Raw genomic sequence first — 26404 nt, forward strand, 5'->3', positions numbered from 1 at the left:
GGCGCGACGTCACCGCTCCGGGTGCGTCGGCGCGTCGAACCCGCCGCGGACGAGCGGCTTCGCGACGTGGCGGCGCGCGCTCGGCGGCACCTCGTACCACCCGGCTTCGATGTCGCGCTCGACCGGTTCCGCGACCTTCCCCGGCGCGCTCGTCCCGCAGTCGCGACACCGGTACCCCTGCCCCCTCCCCGCCGACGACATTGATCGGCCGCAGTCCGGGCAGGTCGGCACCGCGGGCGCGGTCCGGACGAGGTCGCGAACGGCGAACTTCTCCAGCTTTAGGGTGCTCTCGGGGCCGTCCGCGTTCGCCCGGACCTCGTGTTCGCCGCAGAGCGTGACGCGGTCGCCCGGCCGGAGCGCGCGCACTCGGTCGCGGAACCGGCCCGTGGGCGCGAACGCAACGGCGCGGAGCCGGTCGTCGTCGGGGTCCTCGGCCGGATTCGACTCCTTGCCCGGATCCGACTCCTCGCCCGAACCTGCTCCGCCCGCGTCGCGGTCGCCCGCGACGTCGACGTGGACGTGGCCCCCCTGTTTCGTCTCCGGTGCGCTCGCCACCACGCCCGCGACGCGGTAGCCGGCGCCGTCGCGGAGCTCCCCGATCCGCCCCGGCGCGAGGTGGGCGTCGGTGCCCTGATTCGTCAGGAACGTCGCCGCCCGGTCGACCGTCTCGCCGTCAATCTCGGCCGCGACGTCGCGGCACGCGGTCGGGCCGTCGCCCCGGATCCCGTGGAGGATCGGGCCCGGAGCGTTCGGGACGCAGACGGCGGCGCCCGTCTCGCGGTCGACGGTGTCCCAGACGGTCGGGTACCCCGCCTCGGCGGCGGCGAAGACGCTCTCGACGTCGACCTCGCGGGGCGTTCCGCAGCGGTCGAGCTCGCGGTAGGAGATGCGCTCGAAGGTCCAGTCGTCGAACGCGGCCGGCGCGCCGACCGCCGCGAGCGCGCCGATCCGCCCGCGTCCCGCGACCGCGTCGGTGTCGTCTGCTCCGTCTGTTCCGTCCGCTCCGTCCGCTCCGTCCGCTCCGCCCGCCCCGCCGGCCGAGCCGACCGCGGCGTGTCGGAACCCGTGTTCCTCGGCGAGTTCGACCGCCTCCGCCACGGAGAGCCGCTCGCGGAGCGCGCGGCGGGCAAACCCGGCAATCTCGTCGGGAATCGGTGCTCCGGTCGGATCGAAGGGGTCGCCGTCGACGTCGCGGTCGGCGACGACGACGCCGGGTGAGGTCCGGGGGTCGGCGGCCGCGGCGAACTCCTCGACCGTCTCGACGGCGACCGTCGCGGCCCGATCCGGGTCGACGCCGGAGACGTGGAGCGCGACCGCGGCGTTTCCGCGCGTCTTGTGTTTCACGGCCGGGTTTAGGCGGATGAGCAGTCGTCGCCGGATCCGGCCCCCGTCGTCCGCGAGCCGCTCCGCGATCCGCGTCGCCACGTACGTCGTGCACATCCCGCGCTCGCGGGAGTCGGTGTCGTCGACGGCGACGATCGGCATGCGACGCGGTTCGTGACGGCGCGACAAGCCCCTTTCGAGGGCGGCCGGATGGCTTCGGAGGCAGCCGACCCGCTCTCGGTGCCGGTCGAGTATTTAACCGTTTCCCGTGCTGAACGCGGAAAATCGCAGGCGGGCGGCAGTTTCGTCGGGAGCGGGACGACACAACGCATATATACGGCGAGCCGCTTGTTTCGGCTATGTCCCGGACTGCGCTCATCGGGAACGTCACCGCGATGCTGGAGGACGCAGGGTTCCTCGTCAGCGACCGGTGTGCGGTCCGGCCCAAGAGCTTCGACGTGGCGGCCCGCCGCGACGAGGACCTCCTCCTCTTAAAGATCCTCGGCAACGTCGACGCGCTCGACGCGGAGACCGGCGCGGAGATGCGCCGGCTCGGCGAGTACCTCAGGGGGACGCCGATGGTGATCGGGATCCGCACCCGCGACGAGGAGCTGAAGCCCGGCGTCGTCTACTTCAGACACGGCGTGCCGGTGATCAACCCCGACACCGCCTACGACCTGTTCGTCGAGGGGATGCCCCCGCTCATCTACGCGGCCCCCGGCGGGCTGTACGTCAGCCTCGACGGCGACCTGCTCGCCGACGAGCGCGAGGAGCGCGGCTGGTCGCTCGGCCGCCTCGCGACCGAGCTGGGCGTCTCCAGGCGCACCGTCTCGAAGTACGAGGACGGGATGAACGCCTCCATCGAGGTGGCGATCCAGTTAGAGGAGCTGTTCGACCAGCCGTTCTCCAGCCCGGTCGACGTGCTCGACGGCGCGGACGAGGTCCGCGACTCGGAGCCGACCCCCTCGGCGCCCGAGGCCGACCCCGACGACGAACACGTCCTCGGCGTGCTCACGAGCGCCGGCTTCACCGTCCACCCGACCGCCCGCGCCCCGTTCAAGGCCGTCTCGGAGGACGAGGACAGCCCGGCGACGCGCGTGCTCACCGGCCACTCGGCGTTCACCGCCGCGGCCGAGAAGCGCGCCCGGATCATGTCCTCCATCGGCGAGGTGGCACAGACCCGCTCGGTGTACTTCACCGAGGAGGACGAGAAGCGCGAGTCCGTCGACGGCACCGCCTTGGTCTCCTGCGAGGAGCTCGCCGCGGTCACCGACCCCGAGGAGATCCGCGAGCTGATCCGCGACCGCGCCCGCGCCCCCTCGGAGGCCTGACCGCGCCGCCGCGGTCCGGTCGCTCTTCGCGTTCTATTCTCGTCGCCGAAAATTCTCCTCGCCAGCCGCTTCACCGACCGAGGAGCCGGCTGAAGAAGCCGCCGTCCTTCTCCGGCTCCCCGTCGTCGTCCGCGGATGACTCATCCTCGGTTCCGGCGTCCGCCGTCTCGTCGTCTGCGTTCGCCGTCTCGTTGTCCGCGTTCGCCGTCTCGTCGTCCGCTTCCGCCTCGCTCTCGCGGTCCTCCTCCGAGAGCACGGTGTTCATCGTCCCGGAGTCGTCGTCGCGGAACGGGATGCTGCCCGCGAGCTCGTCGTCGATGTCGTCGTCCGCCGCCGTCGGTTCGTCGCCCGCTCGCCCCTCGTCTCCGTCGTCGTCGCGCCCGGCGGCCGACTCGCGCGCCGTCTCGTCCGCGTCGGGGATCGTGTCCGACTCCTCGTCCGTCGCGGCCTCGGGGCCGGTGGCCTCGAGCTCGGCAGCCGCTCTCCCGCCGCTCACGGACTCGTCACCGGCGTCGGGTCTGCCGGCCTCGTCGCTCTCGGTCGCCTCTTGGTCGGCGTCGATGCCCTCGCGAGCCGCCCCGTCGCCCTCGTCGACGAACTCCTCCGGCTCGTCGCCGTCGTCGGGTGTTCCCTCGTCGGTCGTCTCGCCTCCGTCATCGTCGGAGGCCTCGCTCCCGCCGTCACCCGTGTCGTCGTCGCCGTCTTCGTCGGTGTCGTCGTCCGCGACGTCCCCCGCCGCTTCGCTCTCGCTCGCGACGATGATGTCCTCGCCGTCGCCCGGCTCCGCCACCCCGGCGGCGTCGGGGTCCGCGACGATGATGTCCTCGTCCTCGTCGGTTCCTTCCTCATCCTCCGGACCAACGTCGTCATCGTCCGAGTCGTCGCTCGCCGGCTCGTCATCATCGGCCGCCGGTCCGTCGTCGACGATCACCGCGTCGTCCGTCGCGTCCGGTTCGGCCTCGTCGTCGCCGTGCGCGTCGTCCCCGCCCGCCGCGACCGCGGCCGCGGGCTCGTCGAGCCCGGCCCCATCGACGTCCGCGCCGGTCAGCGCTCGGGCCAGGTCGCGGTACGCCCGTGTCGCCGGCGCGTCGGGCGCGACGGAGAGCAGCGGGCGGTTCGCCGCTGCGGCCCGGGCCACGGCCTCGTCGTCCGGGACCCGCCCGAGGACGGGGGCGTCGAGCAGGGCCGTGACGACCTCGTCGGTGTCGTCGGTCACGCGGGTGATCGCGGCGCCCGCGACCGTCCCGCCGAGCCGCTCGGTCAGCTGTCGCGTCTTCTCGGTGTCGCCGAGGGCGCTCCGCTCCGGCGTCGAGACGAGCAGCGTCTCGTCGGCGATCGCGAGCGGGAGCGTCGAGTCGTGAGAGAGCCCCGCGCCCGCGTCGACGAACACGTAGTCCGCGTCGTCGAACGCCTCGACGACCCGGCGGAGCCCCGACGGGTCAGCGGCCGCGTACGCGTCGAGGTCGGTCGCGCCCGGGACGACCCGGAGCCCCGACGACCCCTCGCGGACCGCCGCCTCCGGGTCCGCCTCGCCGGCGAGGACGTCGTGGAGGGTGGTCTCGCCGGGGGTCACCCCGACGGCGCCCGCGAGGTTCGCCATGCCGAGGTCGGCGTCGATCGCGACGACGTCGGCGCCCGACTCCGCCAGAATCGTCGCCAGCGCGGCGGTCGTGGTGGTCTTCCCGACGCCACCTTTCGCCGACGCGACCGCATACACCGTTGCCATACGGTGAGGGTCCGGCGACTGCTACTTAAATGTAGGCGGCGGCGCCCGGACGCGGACGACGCGTCGACCGCGTTCGACGTGGAATCCGTCCGGAATCCCCTCGGAATCGGCGCGCAACCCCACGGGCTTTCGCAAACACCTTATACGTCGCTTGTAGAGTTTCAGGCGATTAGTAGCATGGCGAGACCAGAGGTGCTCAACTCGATCAAGGAGGCCGAACGGGAGGCGGACGAGATCATCGCGGACGCGGAGTCGGACGCCGAGGAGCGCCTCGCCGAAGCTCGAGAGCGCGCGGACGAGATCCGCGCCGAGGCCGAGGAGGAGGCGGAGGCCGAGGCCCAAGAGCGGCTCGAAGCGGCCCGCGAGGAGATAGAGGAGCGGCGCGAGGAGATCCTCGAATCGGGGCGCGACGACCGCGACGAGCTCGAACGCGAGGCCCGCGACCGGGTGGAATCGGCCGTCGACTACGCCGTCGAGCGGTTCGAGGCGGCGGTCCACGACCAGGCCGAGGAGGCGGTGGATGCTCAGGCCTGAGCAGATGAGCCGGGTGTCGGTGACGGGCTCGAAGCGCGTCATCGACGACGTCATCGAGGCGGCGTACGCCCACCACTCCCTGCACGTCACCGACTACGACGACCGGTACGAGGGGTTCGACCCCGGAACGTCGCTCGAGGGCGCCGAGACGGTTAACGAGCGCCTCGTGACCGTTCGGTCGCTGGAGAGCATCCTCGACGTCGACGAGGGCGACGCCGACGTCGCTCGCTCGCTGGACGACGACGAGCTCGTCGACGAGCTTGACCGCGTCCGCGGGCGGGTCAACGAGCTCAACGACGAGCGCGACGAGCTCCAGGCCGCGATCCGCGACCGCCAGGAGGAGATCGACCGGCTGGAGCCGTTCGCGGAGCTCGGGATCGACCTCGAGTACCTGCGCGGCTACGATTCGGTCGAGGTCGTCGTCGGCGAGGCCAAGCCCGCGGCCGTCGAGGCCGCGCTCGAAGACGCCGACTCGATCGACGTCTTCGACGTCTTCGCGGGCGGCGACGTGGTCGCCATCGTCGCGCGACCGACCGACCCGGACGCCGAGGGCGTCGTACAGGACGCGCTCGTCGGCGTCGATATCGCGCTGCTCGATGTCCCCGATGCGGACGCGAGCCCCGAGGAGTACGTCGCGGAGCTGGAGGCCGAGCAGGCCGACCTCCGCGACGAGCTCGACGCCGTCGAGCGCGAGCTCGAGTCGGTGAAAGAGGAGGCGGCCGGCTTCCTGCTTCGCGCCGAGGAGGAGCTCACCATCGAGGCCGAGAAGAAGGAGGCGCCGCTCTCGTTCGCGACCACCGAGAACGCCTTCGTCGCCGAGGGGTGGGTGCCGACCGAGTCGTACCCCGACTTCGAGGCGGCGGTCGTCGACGCTGTCGGCGACCACGTCGAGGTCGAGGAGCTCGAACGCGCCTCGTTCACCCCCGACGGCGACCATCACACCGAGTCGGTCGACGACGAGAGTGGCGGATCCGCGGGGGAGAGCGCTGCGGACGCGGAACGCGAGACGGAAGCGGCGGTCGCCACCGACGGCGGCCACGCGGCGCACGGCTCCGACGACCCGCCGGTCGTCCAGGACAACGGGGGCGCGGCCGGTCCGTTCGAACTTCTCGTTCAGGCGTTCGGGCGGCCGAAGTACTCGGAGTTCGACCCGACGCTTCTGGTCTTCCTCACGTTCCCGGCGATGTTCGGGTTCATGATCGGCGACGTCGGCTACGGCGTCCTCTACGCCGCCATCGGGCTCTTCATGTACTCGAACTACGAGGGCGCGTTCCGCGAGCTCGGCTCCGTCGCGATGTGGGCCGGCGGCTTCACGATACTGTTCGGGATCTACTTCGGCATCGACGTGTTCGGCTACCACGCCTACCAGCTGCTCGGGATCCACTGGCCGGTCGCCGGGAAGGGGCTCTCGCCCGCCGACCTCAACTGGGGGCTCTCCTTCCTCGTCGTGAGCGTGGTGTTCGGCATCGTCCACCTCAACATCGGTCACGTCCTCTCGTTCGTGAGCACGCTCCAGCAGCACGGCATCAAACACGCCGTCTACGAGGCCGGCTCGTGGCTGCTGATCCTCAACGGCGCGTGGATCTGGATCTTCAGCCAAGTGTTCCCCAACTCGAAGCCCGACTTCCTGTTCGAGGCCGTCTCGACCCTGACGTTCGGCGCCGTCTCGTTCAGCGGGTTCCCGGTCCTGATCGGCTGGGCCGGCGCGGCCGCCGCGGTGCTCGGGCTCGTCCTGCTCGGGATCGGCGAGCCGCCGGAGCTGGCCGAGTTCCTCTCGCCCGTCGTCAACGTCATCTCGTACGCCCGGCTGATGGCCGTCCTGCTCGCGAAGGGCGGGATGGCGCTCGCGGTGAACCTGCTCGCGTTCGGCGCGTACATCGACGACGGCGGCGACGGGAGCTTCCACTTCATCTTCAGCGCCGACTACCTCGCTGAAGTGCAAAACACCGCGGACTACGAGCTCGTCTTCGCCGGGATCACCACGGCGTTCGACCCCGCCTCGATCGGCGCGGTCGGCGTCGTCGCCCTCGTGGGCGGGATCGTCGTCGCGCTCGTCGGCCACCTCGTCGTCCTGCTGCTCGGGGTCACCTCCGCCGGCATTCAGGCGGTCCGCCTCGAATACGTGGAGTTCTTCGGGAACTTCTACGAGGGCGGCGGCCGCGCGTACCTGCCGTTCGGTCGCGACCGGAAGTACACCCGCGACGACTGACGGCCGGACCGGTCTCCGGCCGACGGTCGGTCTCGCCGCTTCGCCTGCGGTCGAACCCGGCAATCCAGTCGGGTTTTGACGCGAATAGCACCCGCTTTCCCCGCCGTTCTCCCGGATTCCGTTCGATCGTTTTGGGAAGCTTTATGACTCCTCTGGGGGCAAATAGCAACCGTTCGGAGACGAGCAACAGCAACTACTACCAATGTTTGAAGCTACCAACGAACTCGGGAACCTCGTACTGTCGACCGGTGGAACGCTGACTGACCCCAACGCCGCGGCGGCGCTCGCCGTCGGGCTCGCGGCGCTGGGCGCAGGCTACGCGGAGCGCGGTATCGGGTCGGCCGCCGTCGGCGCGATGGCCGAGGACGACGACCTCTTCGTCAACGGGCTCATCCTGACGGTCCTTCCCGAGACGATCGTCATCCTCGCGCTCGTCGTCGTCTTCATCGTCGGGTAACTCTCCAGCGTTTTTCAACCAATGAGTTTGGAAACCGTCGTTGAGGACGTTGAAGATGAGGCCCGCGCGCGTGCGGAGGAGATCCGCGAACAGGCCGAGGCGGAGGCCGACGAGATCGTCGCCGACGCCGAGGCCGACGCGGAGCGCATCCGCGAGGAGCGGCTCGCCGAGGTCGAGAGCCAGATCGACCAGGAGCGCGAACAGACGCTCTCCTCGGCGAAGCTCGAGGCCAAACAGGAGCGGCTGGGCGCCCGCCGCGACGTCTTAGAGGACGTCCGCGACGACGTCGAGGCGGCGATCGCCGGCCTCGACGGCGACGACCGCCGCGAGCTCACCGAGGCCCTACTCGACGCGAGCCTCGCGGAGTTCGACGACGACGAGGACGTCGCCGTCTACACCCGCGCCGAGGACGTCGAGCTGCTCGAAGAGCTCGTCGCGGACCGCAACGCCGAGGTCGACGGGGAAGTCGACTGCCTCGGCGGCGTCGTCGCCGAGAGCGACACCTCCCGCGTTCGCGTGAACAACACGTTCGACTCGGTCCTGGAGTCCGTCTGGGACGACGAGTTGAAGAACATCTCGGAGCGGCTGTTCGACCAATGAGCGCCGCCGGTAGCTCGAACCCCGAGTACGTCGTCGCGCGGGTTCGTGCCCGCCGCGGCAGCCTCTACGGGGACGAGGAGTACCGCAAGCTCACCCGGATGGGGCCGGCCGAGATCGCTCGGTTCATGGAGGAGTCGAGCTACGGCGCGGAGATCAACGCGCTCGGCAGCCGCCACGGCGGCGTGGACCTGATCGAGTACGCGTTGAACCGGAACCTCGCCGAGCAGTTCGACGCGATCCTCGACTGGAGCGAGGGGTCGCTGTACGACCTGATCGCGCGGTATCTCCGGAAGTTCGACGCCTGGAACGTGAAGACGGTCATCCGCGGCGCCTACACCGACGCGGACCAGTCGGCCGTCGAGGTCGACCTGATCCGCGCCGGCGAGTTCGACGACCGCCGGATCCGGCGGCTGCTCGAGGCGGACTCGATCGACGCCGTGATCGAGGTCCTCGAAGACACGATCTACGGGGAGCCGCTCCGGGCGGCGTACGCCGAGTACGAGGAGACGGACGTGCTGGTGCCCTTGGAGAACGCGGTCGACCGCGCGTTCTACGAGCGGCTCCTCTCCGGGCTCGGCGGCGACGAGCCGACCCGGCAGTACGAGTCGTTCCTCAAAGCGGAGGTCGACTTCCGGAACGCGACGAACGCGCTCCGGCTCGCCCGCTCGGGCGCGGACATCGACCCCGCGGCGTACTTCATCGAGGGCGGCGACCTGTTCACCCGGTCGTCGCTCGCGCGGCTGGCGCAGAACCTCGACGAGCTCGTCGAGTTCATCGGCGACAGCCAGTACGGCGACGAGCTCGGGCCCGCGCTGCGCGAGCTCGAGGAGGCGGACAGCCTCATCGCGTTCGAACACGCGATCGACGGCGCCCTGCTCGCGTACGGCGACCGGCTCGGCACGATCCACCCGGTGTCGGTCACCCCGGTGATCTCGTACATCCTCGCGAAGGAGCGCGAGACGGAGAACATCCGGGCGATCGCTCGCGGGAAGGAGGCCGGCCTCTCGCCGGACGAGATCGAATCGGAGCTGGTGATAACATGAGCCAGGAGATAGCGGTCGTCGGCAGCCCGGAGTTCACGACCGGATTCCGCCTCGCCGGCGTCCGGGCGTTCGAGAACGTGCCGGACGACGAGAAAGACGAGAAGCTCGACGACGCCGTCGAGCGGACGCTCGACGACGAGGGCGTCGGCATCATCGTGATGCACGACGACGACCTCGACCACCTCTCGCGGGGGACCCGCGATGCGGTCGAGGGGAGCATCGAGCCGGTCCTCGTGACGCTCGGCGGCTCCGGCGCCGGCAGCGGCGGGCTGCGCGACCAGATCAAACGCGCCATCGGCATCGACCTGATGGAGGAAGACGACTAATATGAGCAAAGCAGACACAACCGACGCCGAGACGGACAACGGCGTCATTCAGAGCGTGAGCGGTCCGGTCGTGACCGCCCGCGATCTCAACGCCCGCATGAACGACGTCGTCTACGTCGGCGACGAAGGGCTCATGGGGGAAGTGATCGAGATCGAGGGCGACCTCACGACCGTTCAGGTGTACGAGGAGACCTCCGGCGTCGGCCCCGGCGAACCCGTCGAGAACACGGGCGAGCCGCTGTCGGTCGACCTCGGCCCGGGGATGCTGGACGCCATCTACGACGGCGTTCAGCGCCCCCTGGACGTGCTGGAGGGCAAGATGGGCAGTCCGTACCTCGACCGCGGGGTCGACGCGCCCGGCATCGACCTCGAGGAGGAGTGGGAGTTCGAGCCCGAGGTCGAGGCGGGCGACGTCGTCGAGCCCGGCGACATCGTCGGCGTCGTCGAGGAGACGGTCACCATCGACCACAAGGTCATGGTGCCGCCGGACTACGAGGGCGGCGAGGTCGTCGCCGCCGAGGCCGGCAGCTTCGACGTCACCGAGACGGTCGTCGAGCTGGACAACGGCGAGGAGGTCTCGATGCACCAGGAGTGGCCGGTGCGCGAGGCCCGCCCCGCCAACGACAAGAAGACGCCCCGGACGCCGCTGGTGTCCGGCCAGCGCATCCTCGACGGCCTGTTCCCCATCGCGAAGGGCGGGACGGCCGCCATCCCCGGCCCGTTCGGCTCGGGGAAGACGGTCACCCAGCACCAGCTCGCGAAGTACGCCGACGCGGACATCATCGTCTACGTCGGCTGCGGCGAGCGCGGCAACGAGATGACCGAGGTCATCGAGGACTTCCCCGAGCTTGAGGACCCGGCCAACGGCAACCCGCTGATGGCCCGAACCTCGCTCATCGCGAACACCTCGAACATGCCCGTCGCGGCGCGTGAGTCCTGTATCTACACGGGGATCACGATCGCCGAGTACTACCGCGACATGGGGTACGACGTGGCGCTGATGGCCGACTCCACCTCGCGGTGGGCGGAGGCGATGCGCGAGATCTCCTCCCGGTTGGAGGAGATGCCCGGCGAGGAGGGGTACCCGGCGTACCTCGCCGCGCGCCTGGCGCAGTTCTACGAGCGCGCCGGCTACTTCGAGAACATCAACGGGACGGAGGGCTCCGTCTCGGCGATCGGCGCGGTGTCGCCGCCCGGCGGCGACTTCTCCGAGCCGGTCACCCAGAACACGCTGCGGATCGTGAAGACGTTCTGGGCGCTCGACGCGGACTTAGCGGAGCGCCGCCACTTCCCGTCGATCAACTGGAACGAGTCGTACTCGCTGTACAAAGACCAGCTGGACCCGTGGTTCGAAGACGAGGTCGCCGACGACTGGGCCGAGCGGCGCCAGTGGGCGGTCGACGTGCTCGACGAGGAGACCGAGCTGCAGGAGATCGTCCAGCTCGTCGGGAAGGACGCCCTGCCCGACGACCAGCAGCTCACCCTGGAGGTCGCTCGCTACCTGCGCGAGGCGTACCTCCAGCAGAACGCGTTCCACCCGGTCGACACGTTCTGTCCGCCGGAGAAGACGTACCTCATGCTGACGACGATCCAGAAGTTCAACGACGAGGCGTTCGACGCCCTCGACGCGGGCGTCCCCGTCGAGGAGATCGTCGACACCGAAGCCGCCCCGCGGATTAACCGCATCGGCGTCCAAGAGGACTACGAGGAGTACGTCGAGGATCTCAAAGCCGAGATCACCGAGGAGCTCCGGAGCCTCTACTGACCATGAAAGAGTATCAAACCATCACCGAGATCAGCGGCCCCCTCGTGTACGCCGAGGTCGACGAGGCGATCGGCTACGACGAGATCGTCGAGATCGAGACGGCACAGGGGGAGACGCTGCGCGGACAGGTGCTCGAATCCTCGGAGGACGTGGTCGCGATCCAGGTCTTCGAGGGCACCTCCGGTATCGACAGAGACGCGTCCGTCCGATTCTTAGGCGAGACGATGAAGATGCCCGTCACCGAGGACCTTCTCGGGCGGGTGCTGGACGGCTCCGGCCGCCCGATCGACGACGGCCCGGAGATCGTCCCCGAGGAGCGACAGGACATCGTCGGCGCGGCGATCAACCCGTACTCCCGGGAGTACCCCGAGGAGTTCATCGAGACGGGCGTCTCCGCCATCGACGGCATGAACACGCTCGTCCGCGGCCAGAAGCTCCCGATCTTCTCCAGCTCCGGCCAGCCGCACAGCGAGCTGGCGATGCAGATCGCGCGGCAGGCCAGCGTGCCCGAAGAAGAGGAGAGCGGCGACGACGAGGAGGGCGGCGACGACGAGGAGGGCTCCGAGTTCGCCGTCATCTTCGGCGCGATGGGGATCACCCAGGAGGAGGCCAACGAGTTCATGGAGGACTTCGAGCGCACCGGCGCCTTGGAGCGCTCGGTGGTCTTCATGAACCTCGCGGACGACCCCGCCGTCGAGCGGACGGTCACGCCGCGGATGGTGCTCACCACGGCCGAGTACCTCGCCTTCGAGAAGGACTACCACGTCCTCGTCATCCTGACGGACATGACCAACTACTGCGAGGCGCTCCGCGAGATCGGCGCGGCCCGCGAGGAGGTGCCCGGCCGACGCGGGTACCCCGGATACATGTACACCGACTTGGCGCAGCTGTACGAGCGCGCCGGCCGGATCAAGGGCCGCGACGGCTCGGTCACGCAGATCCCCATCCTCACGATGCCGGGCGACGACGACACCCACCCGATCCCGGACCTGACCGGGTACATCACGGAGGGCCAGATCTACGTCGACCCCGACCTCAACAGCCAGGGCCTCCAGCCGCCGATCAACGTCCTCCCCAGCCTGTCGCGGCTGATGGACGACGGGATCGGTGAGGGGCTCACACGCGCCGACCACGCCGACGTGAAAGACCAGATGTTCGCGGCGTACGCGGAAGGTGAGGACCTCCGCGACCTCGTGAACATCGTCGGCCGGGAGGCGCTCTCTGAGCTAGACAACAAGTACCTCGACTTCGCGGACGCGTTCGAGTCCGAGTTCATCGACCAGGGCTTCGAGACGAACCGCGACATCGACGAGACGCTCTCGATCGGCTGGGACCTCCTCTCGATGCTGCCGAAGGACGCCCTCAACCGGATCGACGAGGAGTTCATCGAGGAGCACTACCGCGAGGACGACTCCGAGCGCGAAGTGCTCGAAGCGGCCGACTGACGCCGCGACTCACTTTTTGCCGCCCGTGACGCCTCGCCCAGACACGCGTCTCGCGGTCGTCGTCGACCCGCCGAACCGACGCATCTGAAAAGAATTATCCGCCTCGGAGCGGAACCTTCCCCCAAGATGGCCAAGGACGTCAAACCGACGCGGAAGAACCTGATGGCGATCGAGGACCGCATCGAGCTCTCCGAGCGCGGTCACGACACGCTCGAACAGAAGCGCGACGGGCTCATCATGGAGTTCATGGACATCCTCGACCAGGCGCAGGACGTCCGGTCGGAGGTCTCCGAGAACTACGAGACGGCCCAGCGCAAGATCGACATGGCCCGGGCGATGGAGGGCGACGTCGCCGTCCGCGGCGCGGCCGCGGCGCTGAAGGAACACCCCGAGATCACGACCCAGTCGAAGAACATCATGGGCGTCGTGGTCCCGCAGATCGAGTCCTCGAAGGTGCGGAAGAGCCTCGACGAGCGCGGCTACGGCCTGCTCGGCTCCTCGGCCCGCATCGACGAGGCGGCCGACGCCTACGAGGAGCTCTTAGAGAAGATCATCCTCGCCGCCGAGGTCGAGACGGCGATGAAGAAGATGCTCACGGAGATCGAGACCACGAAGCGCCGCGTGAACGCCTTGGAGTTCACGCTGCTCCCGGGCCTGTACGAGAACCAGGAGTACATCGAGCAGAAGCTCGAAGAGCAGGAGCGCGAGGAGATCTTCCGCATGAAGAAGATCAAGGCGAAAAAGGAGGAAGAGGAGAAGGAAGAGGCCGAGGAGGACGCCGCGGTTGCGGCCGCGGAGACCGAAGAGCCCGAGCCCGCCGACTGACGTCCGTCGCGGCGTCGGCTCCCGAATCGCCATCACTCGTCCCGCGTCGGTCGCCGCTTCTCTCTTCGCCGTCGACTTTTACTCGAACCCGCCCGTAGCCGCGGTCGTGCCCTGTCCACACTGCGACGCCGACGTCGTCGCGTTCGCCGTGCCGCCCGCGCTCCGCGAGCACGCCCCGGCCGACGCGGCCGCGATCTGTACCCGGTGTCTGCGGGTCGTCGCCGCGGACGAGGCGGGGATCGCGGGTGGAGTGCCTGACGATCCCGACTTCTCCGAGGTGGACCCCGCGTTCCCGTCCGGCGAGGCCGGCGTCGCGCTGGCGCTCTGCTGCGGGAAACTCGAGTCGTTCGCGCTCAACCGCGCGTCGATCGAGGCGCTGATCGACCACGCGGAGGGGGCGGGCGCCGACGCGTTCGCCTTCTTCGACCGACTCGACGCGCCCGAGGCCGCGTTCGACCTCGATCGCCGTCGAGCGGCGCTTTACGATGCGATTTAGGAGTTAAACGACTGATCGCTTTCGTCGAACGGTGACGTTGACAGTTGTCGTTTATAAATAACCGACTGTGAATCGACAGACGACACCGCCAAAGCCCTAGTCGCTCGCTTATAAATCGCTGCTACCAGATCGACAGACGACACCTCCAAAGCCCCAGTCGCTCGCTTATAAATCGCTGCTACCAGATCGACAGACGACACCTCCAAAGCCCCAGCCGCTCACTTATAAATCGCTGCTACCAGATCGACAGACGACACCTCCAAAGCCCCAGTCGCTCGCTTATAAATCGCTGCTACCAGATCGACAGACGACACCTCCAAAGCCCCAGTCGCGAGGCGGACGCACGCTCGCTGCGCGCCTCACTCGGTCGCTTGCGCTCCCTCGTTCGGTGCTTACGTCGCCTGCGTCCGCCTCGCGACTGCCCCTTTGAGTCCCGCCCCGCTCCGCACAGCACCTCACGCCTCCCCAGCCTCGTCGCTCACGCCCTACGGGCGTTCGCGACTCCCTCGCGCGTGCTGGCTCGCGGCCGCCGAGGGCGGCCGCTCGCAGGCACGCGCCGACCGCACCGTTGTTTATAAGTAACAGACGCCATCCGCTCTCGGATATTTAAATATCGCATCGCTCGCCGGTGTCTCCGTGCTGACCGGAATCCGTCTCGGTCGTCTCTTCAGAGATCGACGCCGTCCGGGTCGTCCCACTCGTCGTCCGCGTCGTCGTCGTCCGCCTCCGTCCCCGCCGGGCCGAGGCGCTTCTCGCCTTGGCGCGACTCGTGGACCGCGAAGCCGCCGGTGCGGCCGTCGTCGCCGCCGGCGTACGGGTCCTCCTCGGGGTTGTAGTCGAGTTCGTCGCGCTCGAAGACGTACGCGAGGAAGCCGAACAGCGGCACGGCGAACGAGATGAGCGCCCACTTGCGCGGGTTCATGCCGTACTTGGGCGCGTCGACGTACGCGTAGGCGGCGAAGCCGACGAGCCACGCGAGCGGGACGCCGACGAGGATGACGGCGAGGAACGGTGTCATACCGACGCTTCCACCGCGCGGTAATAAGCGGTGCGGGCGGCGTCTGCGCCCCGCTCCGGCACCGGGGAGGGTGTATCGGCAGCCGGTCGCGGCTTACAGGAACGGCCGCCAGTAGTACGGGCTGACGAACCCCTCGATGACGGCGGCGACGGCGAACAGGACCCCGAGCCCGACGGTCACCCAGAACGCGGTCCGCAGGGCGTCGGCGAGCCGCGCGCGGCTCGCGCGGCCGCGGAACGTCCGCCACGAGACGGCGCCGAGGTGGACCCCGAGCGCGCCCGAGACGACGAGCGCGGGGATCTCGAAGATCCCGTGCGGGACCACGAACGCGACGAGCGCGAGGAGGTTCTCCTCCAGGGCGGCGGTGGCGCCGAGCACGAGGCCGTTGAACGCGAGCGACGAGAGTGCCGGGAGGACGAACCCCACGCCGGAGAAGGCGGTCGCGATCGCGACCCCCCAGTTGTTCCCGAAGTACGTCAGCGTCGCCACGGGCGGGAGCTGTCCGGCGATCCGCCCCTCGATCGAGGTCGGGACCGTCTCGGCGAACGGCGCGGCGGCGTACCACCCGAGCACGCCGAAGCCGACCGCCACCGCGAGCGCGAGGACGTGACTGCCCGGCGTCGAGCGGACGAACCCGGCCAGCTCGCGCCACCCGCGGCGGAGGCCGCCGACGAACTGCGCCCTAACGCCGGCCTCCGGCGGCGAGACGGGATCGACCGTCCCCCGGTAGTCGCCGTAGAGGACGGTCTTCAACAGGTCGAGCGCGGGCGCGACGACGACCGCGCTGGCGAGCGCGACAATCGGGCCGCCGCCGAGGAACGCGATCCCGGAGGCGACCGACGCGAGGGCGACCAGCGCGCCGATCGCGACCACGAGGTAGGCGGCGGCGTCGACGGGGTTCGAGCGCACGAAGCCGCCCGCGCCCTCGACGCCCCCGACCACGCCGGCGTCGTCGACGACGACGGCCACAGGCGCGAACGCGAAGAGAATTCGGACGAGCGCGAGGGCGACGAACCCGACGAGGAGGGCGGCGACCGCGACCGCGGCGCCGAGGAACGGGTTCGCGAGGAATGCTGCCCCGACCGCGATCGAGCCGAGCGCGACGACGCCGATCCAGAGGAGCAGCTCGGCGACATAGAGGCCGAGGAACGTGAGCCAACGGGAGCGAGCGCCCGCGACCCCCCCGACGAGCCCGCGCTCGTCGCGGAGGCTCGCGATGACGGCCGAGAGCTGTCCGGCCGAGACGACGGCGTACGCGAGGACTGCGAGGACGGTCGTGACGAGCACGCCGGCGGCGAAGAGGATCCCCACGGTCGGCGTCAGGAGGGGCTCGAACGCGGGCGTCAGCCCCTCGGCCCACGCCTGTAGCGCCTCCGGGTCCTGCGTGTCCGGCGGCGGCTCGACCCCGGCGAGCGCGTCGCTTGCGGCCGCGAGCCTCCCGGTGAGTTCGAGGTGGAGGTAGATCCCCGCGAGCGCGGCGAACGTGCCGAGGCGGGCGATCACCGGTATCGCGGTGCCGAGGAGGTAGAAGGGGAGGACGTCGGCGGGGCGCCGGCGGAGGGTCGCTGTCGTTGCCGTGACGGCGGCGGAGAGGTCCATGTCCCCCGATCGGCCGTCCGATACTTAAAAACGGGAGTCCGGACCGCAAGCGGACAGCGGCGGGGGGACCGAGCTAATCCCAGAACGACTGCGTGCGCGCGTACTCGCGCTCCTGCCGGAGCACGTCGCGGTAGAACTCGTCTTCGTCCTCGCGGAGCTTGTTGATGATCCGCGCGGCGTTGTGGGGACCGACGCCGCGGGCGGCGAGGGCGATCACCGCCCGCTTCCCGTGCGTCTGGACGAGGCTCGCGGCGCGGTGGGCGCGCTCGGTGCGGCGCTCCTGTTCGTCGTCCTTCTCGGGCGCGCGCACCGCGGCGACCGTCTCCTCGTCCCACGGGTTCAGCGCCGCGATCCGGGTGGAGCCGCAGTCGGGACACTCCGGCTGGTCGCGGACGCGCCGGACCTTCGTCGTGTGCTTCCAGTCCGTACAGTGGAGACAGAAGAGGATCACCCGGTCGTCCTGAATCCGCTCTCTGACCGTCTCGATCACGTCCGCGTCGGCGTTGTCCGGGACGAGGAACTCCGTGCCGGCGGAGCGGCCCGCGGTCCCGAGCGGGGTGCGCTCGCGGGCGGTCTCGACCGCGACGGAGCCGCCCGCGGCGTCGGCCTCCGCCTGGATCCCCGCGAGCAGGTCGGCCGTCTCCGGGACTGCGAGGTCGGCGTGGAACACCTCGCGGAGCGCCTCGTCGTAGACAGGGGTGTCCTCGAGGGCGGCGAGCAGGCGGTTGCCGCCGAACTTCCCTCGCCCCTCCTTGTACCGCTTGACGGCGCCGAACTTCGCGGCGACCTGCGCCAGCGTGAACTTCAGCGCGTCGGACTTTTTGACCGCGAGTTCGAGGTACGCCTCTAAGCGGTCGGGGTCGGTCGTCTCCAGCACCTCGCGGAAGTCCCCGACGCCGGCGTCGTGGGGGACCTCGAACTCGATCCGGTAGGGGTCGACGTCCATCCCGACCGACGAGCCGGCGCGCTGACCGACGAGCGCCGCGAGCAGGCGCGCGAGGGTCTCGTTGACCTCGTGACCGAAGGCGGCGTTGACCGCGACGGTGCGCGCGCTCCCCTCGATCACGATCCGCTCGTCCGTGGGGATCGGGTGGCCGGCGTCGACGTGGTCGACGACCGATTTCAGCGCGGCCGCGACTGTCTCTTGGTCGGTCGGGTACCGCTCTGCGAGGTCGGCCGCGACGGCTTCGGGCGTTGAACCGGCGTCGAGCGCGGCCGCCGCCTCCCCGCGGATCCGGCCGACCTCCTCCGCGACGGGCTTCGGGACCGGGATCTCCTGGCCCACCCACGAGGGCACCTCGCCGGTCGGGTCGGGGATCGGCGTCACGTTCACGCGCTCCTCCTCCTCGTCGATCTCCGTAATCCGCCACATCTCGCCGCGCTGGACGAACGTCTCGCCCGGCCCGGCGAAGTTGACGACGAACTGCTCGTCGAGGGTCCCAATCTGCCGCCGCGAGGACATGTCGTACACCTCGTAGGTGGCCTCGTCGGGGATCATCGACAGGTTCGCGTAGAAGTACTGCCAGGTGCCGCCCGACTTCTCTAAGGTGTCCGTCTCCTCGTCGAGCCACAGCAGGCGGTTGCCGTCGAGCTCGCGGACGACCTCCTGGAACTCCGGCTCGGAGAGGTCCCTGAACGGGTAGGCGTTCGTGACCGTCTCGTACGCCTCGCGGGCGTGTATCTCCCCCTCGTCCATCACGAGGCCGACGACCTGGTTCGCGACCGTGTCGAGGCTGCCGTGGTGGATGTTCGCGGGCTCGACCAGCTCCTCGCCGGCGCGGCGCGCGATGGCAAGCGCTTCGAGCGTGTCGTCGCCGCCCTGCGTCACGACGGTCCCCTCGGAGACGAGGTCGCGGCGGTGGCCCGCGCGCCCGACGCGCTGGAGCAGGCGGGCGACCTCGCGGGGGCTCCCGTACTGGACGACGTGGTCGACGCGCCCCACGTCGATGCCGAGCTCCATCGAGGAGGTGCAGACGAGCCCGTCGAGGTCGCCGGACTTGAACCGGTCTTCCACGTCGATCCGGACGTCCTTCGACAGCGAGCCGTGGTGGAGCTCGATCTCGGTGGGGTCGTCGGTTCCGTCGGTTCTGTCCGCCGCCTCGCGCTCCTTCTCCGCGAGCGTCTTGAACCGCGAGCCGAGCGCCTCCGCGGTCTGGCGCGTGTTGACGAAGATCAGCGTCGACTCGTTGTCCGCGACGATCTCGCGGATCGTCCGGACGTGGCTCGCCGTCGTCTCGTCGACCGCGAGTTCGCCCGCGAGGCGGGTGTCGCGGTCGGTGATTTCCGGGTCGCGGACGCGTACGTCCGTCCGAGTCCCGGCCGCGACCTCGACCGTCTCGAACGTGCGGTCGCCCTCGCGTTCCGGGTCGCGTTTTCCGGTCCCGACGAGGAACCGTCCGACCTCCTCGGGGTCGCCGACCGTCGCGGAGAGGCCGACGCGCTGGAACGGGCCCGCGACGCGCCGGAGGCGTTCGAGCCCTATCGTGAGCTGGGCGCCGCGCTTCGCCGAGGCGAGTTCGTGGACCTCGTCTATCACGACGTGCGCGACGTCTTCGAGGGCGACGCGCATCTTCGAGCCGGTCAAGATTGCTTGGAGGCTCTCCGGCGTCGTGATGAGCACGTCGGGCGGGTTGTCGGCCTGCTTCGACCGCTCGTACTGGGTGGTGTCGCCGTGACGCACCGCGACCTCGACGCTGAGGGTCTCGCCCCACCACTCCAGCCGGTCCATCATGTCGCGATTGAGCGCGCGGAGGGGGGTGATGTAGAGCGCGGAGATGCCGTCTCGCGGCGGGTCGCCCGGCGAATCGCGGGCGTCGACGATGGCGTCGAAGACGGGGAGCATCGCGGTCTCCGTCTTCCCGGTGCCAGTGGGGGCCAAGACGAGGGCGTTCTTCCCGTCGGCGAGCGGGGGGATCGCCTCGCGCTGGGGCTCGGTTGGCGTGGTGAACCCTCGGTCGGAGAGCGCCTCGCGGATCTCGCTCCCGAGGTGCGCGAACGCGTCCATGCCCGACGGTTCCGCCATTCTGTGATCGGTTTGGATTGGGCGCTCGGGCGATTAAGCCCGTCGCTATGCGAGATCGGCCCGAGTGCTACCGGGTCTCGGCCGCCCCCGCCCGGCCCGTTTCGCGCTCAGTCGGCGAGGGGAAGTTCGACGACGAACACGCTCCCGGTCGGCTCGTTGTCCTCGATCCACACGTCGCCGTCGTACCTGTTGACGAGCGTCTTGACGAGGTACAGGCCGATCCCGGTTCCGCCGCTCTCCAGTCCCTTCTCGCCCTCCTGAAAGATCTGCTCTTTGTGATCGTCCGGGATTCCGGGCCCGTTGTCGGCGATCGAGACGCACACCGCGTCGTCCGACAAACTGGTCGAAACCGTGATCTCGGCCACCTGCTTGTCGTTGTGGACGACCGCGTTCGTCAGCAGGTTCCGGAACACCCCCTCCAGCAGGCCGTCGGCCAACACCGTCACGTCCGGGATCGATCCGTTCACCGTGACCGTCGCGCGGTCTTTCTCGGATCGGACCCGTTCGATCTGCTGGTTGAGTTCGGTGCGGAGATCGACCGGCTCCTGGTCGGTGCCGACCTGTAGCAACACGTCCGTGACGTCCCTGGCGGTCTCCGTGATGTCGGCCGCCTGCTTCGCCGCCCCGATGACCGTCCGCGCGTACGTCCGGCTCTGGTCGTCCGGCAGCGAGTCCTCGAGCAGTTCGGTGTACGACTGGACGACCATCAGCTGGTTCCGGATGTCGTGGCGCACGACTTGGTTGAGCAGCATGAGGGTGTCCCGCTGCTCTTCGAGCGTCTGCTCGTACCGCTTGAGGTCAGTCACGTCGCGGGCGTATCCCAACACGGCGTCTTCGCCCGTTTCGGCGATCTGGTAGGGGATCTTCGTCGTCTGGAGGATGCGCGTCTCTCCGGCCGCCGTGGTTAGCGTCTCCTCGCCGACGTTCTTCGGTTCGCCCGACTCGATCACCTCCAAGTCGTCCTGTCGGAACGCGTCGGAGTCGTCGGCGTCCGGAATGATCTCTCCCTCGGACCGCCCCTCGACCTCCTCGGGCGACAGCCCGTACGCCGCCGCGGTCGCCTCGTTCGCCAGGAGGTACTCGCCATCGCGGTTCTTCACGAACACGAGGTCCGGCACGAGGTCGATGACCGTCCGCAGCTCCTCGCGCGTCGACTCGAGGGCCATCTCGTACCGCTTCCGCTCGGTGATGTCTTGAAACAGTCCGAGCGCCCCGACGACCTCCCCCGCGTCGTCGAACTGCGGATCGCCGATCGCCCTGACCCACCGGGTTCGTCCGGTCGCCGTGACGATCCGCAGTTCGAGGTCGTACGACTCGCCCTCTTCCGTCAGCCGCTCGAACGCCCGTTCGATCGCGTCCCGGTCGTCCGGGTGATAGAACTCTATTCCGTCTTCCAGTTCGACCGTCTCGTCGGTCGGCACCTCGTGGATCCGGTACACCTCGTCGCTCCACGTGAGCGACTCGTCGACCAGGTCGACCTCCCACCAGCCGATCGACGCGCTCTCTTGGGTCCGCTCGATGAGGGTTCGCGTCCGCTCCAGCTCCGCCTCTCGGCGCTTCTGCTCGTGGACGTCGAGGTGGATGCCGACCGCGCGGACCGGCTCCCCGTCGCCGTCCCGCTCGACGACCTTTCCGATGTCGCGGATCCACTTCCACTCGCCCGCTGCGGTTCGCATCCGGTGTTCCGTGTCGTAGTACTCCGTCTCGCCCGCCATGTGTTCAGACAGGGCGTCTTCGACCGCCGCGAGGTCGTCGGGGTGGACGCGCCGCTCCCACGCGTCGAGGCGCGGTTCGATCTCGTCGGGCGAGTGGCCCAGCATCGCCGCCCACTGGTCGTTGAACTCGACCTCGTCCGTGGTCATGTCCCAGTCCCAGACCCCGATCTGCGCCCCCTCGACCGCGAGTTCGAGCCGGTCTTTGATCCGTTGGACCGTTCGCTCCCGCTCCTTCTGTTCCGTCACGTCGCGGGCGACGCCGACGACCCGCGTCACCGACCCGTCCTCGACGACCGGGCTCAGCCGCGTCTGCCACTCCTTCGGCCCCTCCGGCAGCGCGAGCGCCTCCTCGTACTCGATCGTCTCGCGAGCCTCGACGCAGCGGCGGTAGTTCTCTGCGACCGACGCCCCCTGCTCGTCGCCCAGCAGTTCCCGCGGCGTCTTGCCGCGGATCTCTTCCAGCGAAATTCCGGTGAGTCGCTGGTGCGACGCGTTCGTCCGCCGGAAGCGAAAAGTGTACCCCTCGTCTCGGTCTTCGACGTCGATCAGAAAGACGGCGTCTTCCATCTCACAGAAGACCGTCTCGTAGACGCTCCTGTCTTCGTTCCCGACCGCGAGATCGGGCCCGGACTCGGAGGGCGGTCCCTTTCGATTCTCCATGCGTCATAGTTAGACAGCCGATATATAATCGATTCCGATCCGGGGGTCTCGCCCCCGCTACGTCACGCCCCCCTCGTTCGTCGCGTACTTCTCGTGCGCGCCGCTGTCGAGGATCGCCTCGATCTCGTCGACGACTTCCAGCACGTCGGCAAAGGAGGTGTACGGCGCGGCGGGACAGACGCGGACCACGTTGGGCGGGCGGAAGTCGACGACGACGCCCCGGTCTTTGAGCGCCTCGCTCAGCCGCTCCGCGTCCGGGTGTTCGAGTGCGACGTGGCCGCCACGGGACGCGTGATCGCGGGGGGTCCCGACAGCGACCTCGGGGAGCCGGTCGTCGACGAGCGCGATGAGGAAGTCCGTGAGGGCGAGCGACTTCTCGCGCAGGCGCTCGATCCCGGCCTCCCGCAGGAGTTCTAGGGAGCCTTCGAGGGGCGCGGCCGCCAGCAGCGGCGGCGTGCCGATCTGCCACGCGCCCGCGGAGTCGGCCGGCGTGTAGGTCATGTTCATCTCGAACTGCGTCGCCTTCTCGTGGCCCCACCAGCCCGCCAGCGCGGGCGTGAGCCCGTGGTGCCGCTCCGCGACGAACAGCGCGCCGATCGACCCGGGGCCGGCGTTGAGGTACTTGTACGTGCACCAGACCGCGAAGTCGACGCCCGCCTCGTCGAACTCGTGCGGGACGGCGCCCGCGGAGTGGGCCGCGTCGAAGCCGGCGTACGCGCCCGCCTCGTGGGCGGCCGCCGCGATCCGCTCGACGTCGAACAGCTGGCCCGAGCGGTACAGCGCGGTCGGCATCCAGACGATCCCGATATCGTCGTGGGCCGCCAGCGCGGCCTCGACGTCGCGGGGGTCGATCGTGCGCCCGTCGCGGCTCGGAACGACGCGGAGCTTCTCGTCGGGGTCGATCCCGCGCTGACGGAGCTGCGCCCGGATCGCGTAGTGGTCTGAGGGGAAGTCGAGCTCGTTGACGAGGACGGCGGGGTCGGTGTCGGGGTCGCCGCTCGGCGCCCACTCGCCGTCCGCGGCCGCGAACCCCTCCCGCTCCGGCCCGTTCCCGGCCAACAACTCGTCGAGGAAGGTGCCGACGAGCGTGTGGATGTTCACCGTGATCGAGTTGCCGACGACGACTTCGTCGGACTCGGCACCCACCAGCGGCGCGAGCGCGTCGCCGAGCCGCTCGGCGACCTCGAACCACGGCGGCTCGGCGTCGGTCCACCCCGAGATCAGCAGGTCGCGCCACTCGTCGACCACGCGGTCGAGGCTCGCGAGGGCGGTGTCGCTCGCGGGGCCGAGCGAGTTGCCGTCCATGTAGAGGGCGTCGTCCGGAACGTGGTACCGGTCCGCGAACTCCGAGAGCGGGTCGGCGTCGTCGAGGCGCGCGGCGAGGACCGCGGGGTCGGAACTCTCCTCGTCGCCGAGCCCCTCGCCCGCGAGCGCGTCCCGCGCGGGGGAGTACGGGTCGTCCATACACGAGGGCGCCGCGCCGGCGACTAAGCGTTTCCGGGGCCGGGCGGCGGTTAAAAGAGCCGACCGAGCGTTACTCGACGATGTCGATGGCGGGGCGGCCCGGCTCCGCCTTGCTGACGACGCTCTCGTCGGCGTCGGCGGCGCGCTCGACGCGGACCGGCGCGTCGAACTCACGCTCTATCAGCCACGCGGCCGCCCGCAGGGCGTCGTACTCGGCATCGCCGCCGAGGGTCTCCTGTAACGCTTCGCGGTTCGCCTGGAGGTCTTGCCCGTACGACGCGGCGGCGTCGCCCTGCTCGCGGATGTGGCTCTCGCCCATCAGCTCGGAGATGAGGTTGTCTGCGTCGCTATCGATCGCGATCGACAGCGCGTCGTACTTCCAGTCGGGCGCGACGACGACGTCGATCCGCTCGGGGTCGTCGATGCCGGCGACCTCGACGATGTCGCGCACGTCCTCGCGGGTGTTCGCGACCAGCCGGCGCCGGCGCTCGACGGTGTCGCGGTCGACGCTCGCCGTCGGCCAGTCGGCCTCGGCGACGAACCCGTCGCGGCCGAGCGTCTCCCACAGCTCCTCGGCGAGGTGGGGCGCGACCGGCGCGAGCAGGCGGACCGCGACGTCGACGCCGCGCTCGAAGACGGCCGGGTGCGGGTCGGCGTACTCGCGGTAGCTCCGAAGCGTCCCCACGAGGTCCTGCGCCTCGCGGAGCGCGACGTTGAAGGTGAGGTCGTCGTACTCCGCGCCCGCGATGGCGACCGCGGCGTCCGTCTCGTCGGCGACGTAGTCGTCGATCTCGCCGCGGTCGGCGGCCTCGGCGTCGCCGTCGCTGTCGAGCGCCACCTCGCCCGCCGCGTACGCCTCGACGAGGTCGTTGAGGCGGGTCAGGAACCGGTGGGTTGACCTGACGCCCTCCTCGGACCAGTCGAAGTCGCGCTCGGGCTGGGCGGCCTGCATCATGAACAGCCGCGCCGTGTCGGCGCCGTACTCGTCGACGATGCGCTGCGGCGAGACGACGTTCCCCTTCGATTTGGACATCTTCTCGCCCTCCAGCTGGACCATCCCCTGCGCCAGCAGGTTCGTGAACGGCTCGCGGTGCTCTAACTCCTCCTCGTCGGCCAGTACCTTCGTGAAGAACCGGGAGTACAGCAGGTGCATCACGGCGTGCTCGATGCCGCCGACGTACTGGTCGACCGGCATCCAGTCGTTCGCGCGGTCGAGGTCGAACGGGGCCTCTTCCATGTCCGGCGAGACGTACCGCAGGAAGTACCACGAGGAGTCGACGAACGTGTCCATCGTGTCGGTCTCGCGGGTCGCGGGCCCGCCGCACTCCGGACAGGTCGTCTCCTGCCACTCGTCGGCGGCGTCCAGCGGGTTCCCCGTCGTGTTGATGAACGCCGGCAGCTCGACGGGCAGGTCCTCGTCGGGCACCGGCACGGCGCCGCAGTCGTCGCAGTGGACCATCGGGATCGGCGTCCCCCAGTAGCGCTGCCGGGAGATCCCCCAGTCGCGCAGCTGGTACTGGGTGCTCTCCGCCGCGCTCTCGATGTCTTCGGTGAGTCGCTCGCGGGCCGTCTCGCTGTCAAGGCCGCTGTACTCGCCGGAGTTAATGAGGACTCCGTCGTCGGTGAACGCCGCCTCCCTCACGTCGGGGGGCTCCGGGACCGTTTCGCCGTCCCAATCGTCCGGTTCCGGTGCGACGACGGGCTCGATGTCGACACCCATCTTCTCCGCGAACGCGTGGTCCCGCTCGTCGTGGCCGGGCACCGCCATCAGCGCGCCGGTCCCCACGTCCGAGAGGACGAAGTCGGCGACGTAGACAGGGATCTCCTCGCCCGTGGCGGGGTTGGTGGCGGTGAGGTCGGTCGCGACGCCGTTCGGCTCGTCGCCCTCGGGATCGGCTTCCTCCTCGATGAACCGCCGAACGTCGTCGTCCTCGGCGGCCAGCTCCTCGCTTATCGGATGGTCCGGCGCGAGCGCGAAGAACGTCGCCCCGTGGACGGTGTCGATCCGGGTCGTGAACGCGGTGACGGGTCCGTACTCCCGCGGCTCGGTCCCCTCGCCGCGTCCGTCCGAGGCGCTCCGCGCCTCGCCGATCTCGAAGTCGACTTCGCTGCCGTGCTGTCGCCCGATCCAGTTGCGCTGCATCTGTCGGACCGAGTTCGGCCACCCCTCCAGCTCGTCGATGGCCTCCAGCAGCTCGTCGGCGTACTCGGTTATCTTCAGGAACCACTGGTCGAGTTCGCGGGTCTCGACCGGCGTGTCACAGCGCCAACACAGCTCCGCGTCGCCCTCGACCTGTTCGTCGGCGAGGACGGTCTCGCAGGAGGGACACCAGTTCACCTCGGCGTCGCGGCGCTCCACGAGGCCGGCCTGGTGGAAGCGGCGGAACAGCCACTGGTTCCACTGGTAGTACTCGGGGGTACAGGTGGTGACCTCGCGGTCCCAGTCGTAGCCGAACCCCATCGACTTCATCTGTCCCTTCATCGTGTCGATGCAGTCGAACGTCCAGTCGCGGGGGTTGGTGTCGCGCTCCTTTGCGGCGTTCTCGGCCGGCAGCCCGAACGCGTCCCACCCCATCGGGTGGAGCACGTCGTCGCCGCGCATCCGGCGGTAGCGGGCGTACGCGTCCGTGATGGTGTAGTTGCGGACGTGGCCCATGTGGAGCTTCCCGGACGGGTACGGGTACATCCCGAGGACGTACGTCGGGTCCGAGGCCTCGTCCGGGACGTGGTAGACGTCAGCGTCGTCCCACGCCTCCTGCCAGCGTTCCTCGACCGTCGCGTGGTCGTATCCCTCCTGAGACATCTGCTTATATATCCGTGGTCGGCTCGGCGTCGTATAGCTTTCC

The 26404-nt window shown here is 69.6% G+C and carries 19 protein-coding genes; 11 read left to right on the plus strand and 8 right to left on the minus strand.

Annotated features, from left to right (window positions below):
• Window positions 1-9 precede the first annotated feature (9 nt).
• Window positions 10-1485 carry a tRNA(Ile)(2)-agmatinylcytidine synthase gene (locus tag B378_RS0101150; protein WP_017341994.1) on the minus strand — a complete coding sequence of 492 codons (1476 nt, stop codon included), beginning with the start codon at window positions 1483-1485 and terminating at the stop codon, window positions 10-12.
• Window positions 1486-1682: 197 nt separating this feature from the next.
• On the opposite strand from B378_RS0101150, the gene B378_RS0101155 reads away from it, so the two are divergent.
• Window positions 1683-2654 carry a transcriptional regulator gene (locus B378_RS0101155; protein ID WP_017341995.1) on the plus strand — a complete coding sequence of 324 codons (972 nt, stop codon included), beginning with the start codon at window positions 1683-1685 and terminating at the stop codon, window positions 2652-2654.
• Between the two features lie 70 nt (window positions 2655-2724).
• Here the strand turns inward: B378_RS0101155 and minD are convergent, their stop codons facing one another.
• Window positions 2725-4380, minus strand: coding sequence for a cell division ATPase MinD (minD, locus tag B378_RS0101160; RefSeq protein WP_017341996.1), 1656 nt, complete (start codon window positions 4378-4380; stop codon window positions 2725-2727).
• A gap of 177 nt (window positions 4381-4557) precedes the next feature.
• Here minD and ahaH point away from each other — a divergent pair, with 177 nt between their 5' ends.
• From ahaH to B378_RS0101210, 10 genes are all read left to right on the plus strand, one after another.
• Window positions 4558-4914 (plus strand): ATP synthase archaeal subunit H, encoded by a 357-nt coding sequence (ahaH, locus tag B378_RS0101165; RefSeq protein WP_017341997.1) that lies wholly within the window; start codon window positions 4558-4560, stop codon window positions 4912-4914.
• A gap of 4 nt (window positions 4915-4918) precedes the next feature.
• Window positions 4919-7123 (plus strand): V-type ATP synthase subunit I, encoded by a 2205-nt coding sequence (locus B378_RS0101170; RefSeq protein ID WP_026046114.1) that lies wholly within the window; start codon window positions 4919-4921, stop codon window positions 7121-7123.
• 202 nt (window positions 7124-7325) lie between these two features.
• A complete protein-coding gene (locus tag B378_RS0101175) occupies window positions 7326-7580 on the plus strand; it encodes a hypothetical protein (protein WP_004598766.1) in 255 nt (84 codons plus the stop codon).
• Between the two features lie 21 nt (window positions 7581-7601).
• The gene (locus B378_RS0101180; RefSeq protein ID WP_017341999.1) at window positions 7602-8180 is read left to right on the plus strand and encodes a V-type ATP synthase subunit E; all 579 of its coding nucleotides are present in this window, start codon (window positions 7602-7604) and stop codon (window positions 8178-8180) included.
• Window positions 8177-9223 carry a V-type ATP synthase subunit C gene (locus B378_RS0101185; protein ID WP_017342000.1) on the plus strand — a complete coding sequence of 349 codons (1047 nt, stop codon included), beginning with the start codon at window positions 8177-8179 and terminating at the stop codon, window positions 9221-9223. The genes B378_RS0101180 and B378_RS0101185 overlap by 4 nt, the downstream gene beginning before the upstream one ends.
• Window positions 9220-9549, plus strand: coding sequence for a V-type ATP synthase subunit F (locus tag B378_RS0101190; RefSeq protein ID WP_017342001.1), 330 nt, complete (start codon window positions 9220-9222; stop codon window positions 9547-9549). Before B378_RS0101185 ends, B378_RS0101190 begins: the two co-directional genes overlap by 4 nt.
• Before the next feature lies 1 nt (window position 9550).
• Window positions 9551-11314: an ATP synthase subunit A gene (locus B378_RS0101195; protein WP_017342002.1), complete on the plus strand. Its 1764-nt coding sequence runs from the start codon at window positions 9551-9553 to the stop codon at window positions 11312-11314.
• Window positions 11315-11316: 2 nt separating this feature from the next.
• On the plus strand, window positions 11317-12759 hold the full coding sequence (locus B378_RS0101200) for a V-type ATP synthase subunit B (RefSeq protein ID WP_017342003.1): 1443 nt from the start codon (window positions 11317-11319) through the stop codon (window positions 12757-12759).
• A 126-nt stretch (window positions 12760-12885) separates the two neighbouring features.
• Complete coding sequence (locus B378_RS0101205; RefSeq protein ID WP_017342004.1) at window positions 12886-13584, plus strand: V-type ATP synthase subunit D; 699 nt, start codon at window positions 12886-12888, stop codon at window positions 13582-13584.
• Window positions 13585-13690: 106 nt separating this feature from the next.
• Window positions 13691-14080, plus strand: a complete 390-nt coding sequence (locus B378_RS0101210) for a DUF6276 family protein (protein ID WP_017342005.1) — start codon at window positions 13691-13693, stop codon at window positions 14078-14080.
• Between the two features lie 667 nt (window positions 14081-14747).
• On the opposite strand, the gene B378_RS0101215 is transcribed toward B378_RS0101210, so the two are convergent.
• The 6 genes from B378_RS0101215 to leuS all read right to left on the minus strand — a co-directional run bounded on the left by B378_RS0101215 (window position 14748) and on the right by leuS (window position 26361).
• Entirely contained in the window at window positions 14748-15098 is a 351-nt protein-coding gene (locus B378_RS0101215) for a hypothetical protein (RefSeq protein ID WP_017342006.1), read from the minus strand.
• Window positions 15099-15191: 93 nt separating this feature from the next.
• Window positions 15192-16697, minus strand: a complete 1506-nt coding sequence (locus B378_RS0101220; RefSeq protein WP_017342007.1) for a stage II sporulation protein M — start codon at window positions 16695-16697, stop codon at window positions 15192-15194.
• A 73-nt stretch (window positions 16698-16770) separates the two neighbouring features.
• Complete coding sequence (locus B378_RS0101225) at window positions 16771-19719, minus strand: DEAD/DEAH box helicase (RefSeq protein ID WP_017342008.1); 2949 nt, start codon at window positions 19717-19719, stop codon at window positions 16771-16773.
• Between the two features lie 107 nt (window positions 19720-19826).
• Window positions 19827-22094 carry a PAS domain-containing protein gene (locus tag B378_RS0101230; protein WP_017342009.1) on the minus strand — a complete coding sequence of 756 codons (2268 nt, stop codon included), beginning with the start codon at window positions 22092-22094 and terminating at the stop codon, window positions 19827-19829.
• Between the two features lie 57 nt (window positions 22095-22151).
• Window positions 22152-23558 carry a kynureninase gene (gene kynU, locus B378_RS0101235; RefSeq protein ID WP_017342010.1) on the minus strand — a complete coding sequence of 469 codons (1407 nt, stop codon included), beginning with the start codon at window positions 23556-23558 and terminating at the stop codon, window positions 22152-22154.
• Between the two features lie 70 nt (window positions 23559-23628).
• The gene (gene leuS / locus B378_RS0101240) at window positions 23629-26361 is read right to left on the minus strand and encodes a leucine--tRNA ligase (protein WP_017342011.1); all 2733 of its coding nucleotides are present in this window, start codon (window positions 26359-26361) and stop codon (window positions 23629-23631) included.
• Between the last annotated feature and the right edge of the window lie 43 nt (window positions 26362-26404).

It is taken from the genome of Halorubrum sp. T3 (genome assembly GCF_000296615.1).
GTDB lineage: Archaea > Halobacteriota > Halobacteria > Halobacteriales > Haloferacaceae > Halorubrum > Halorubrum ruber.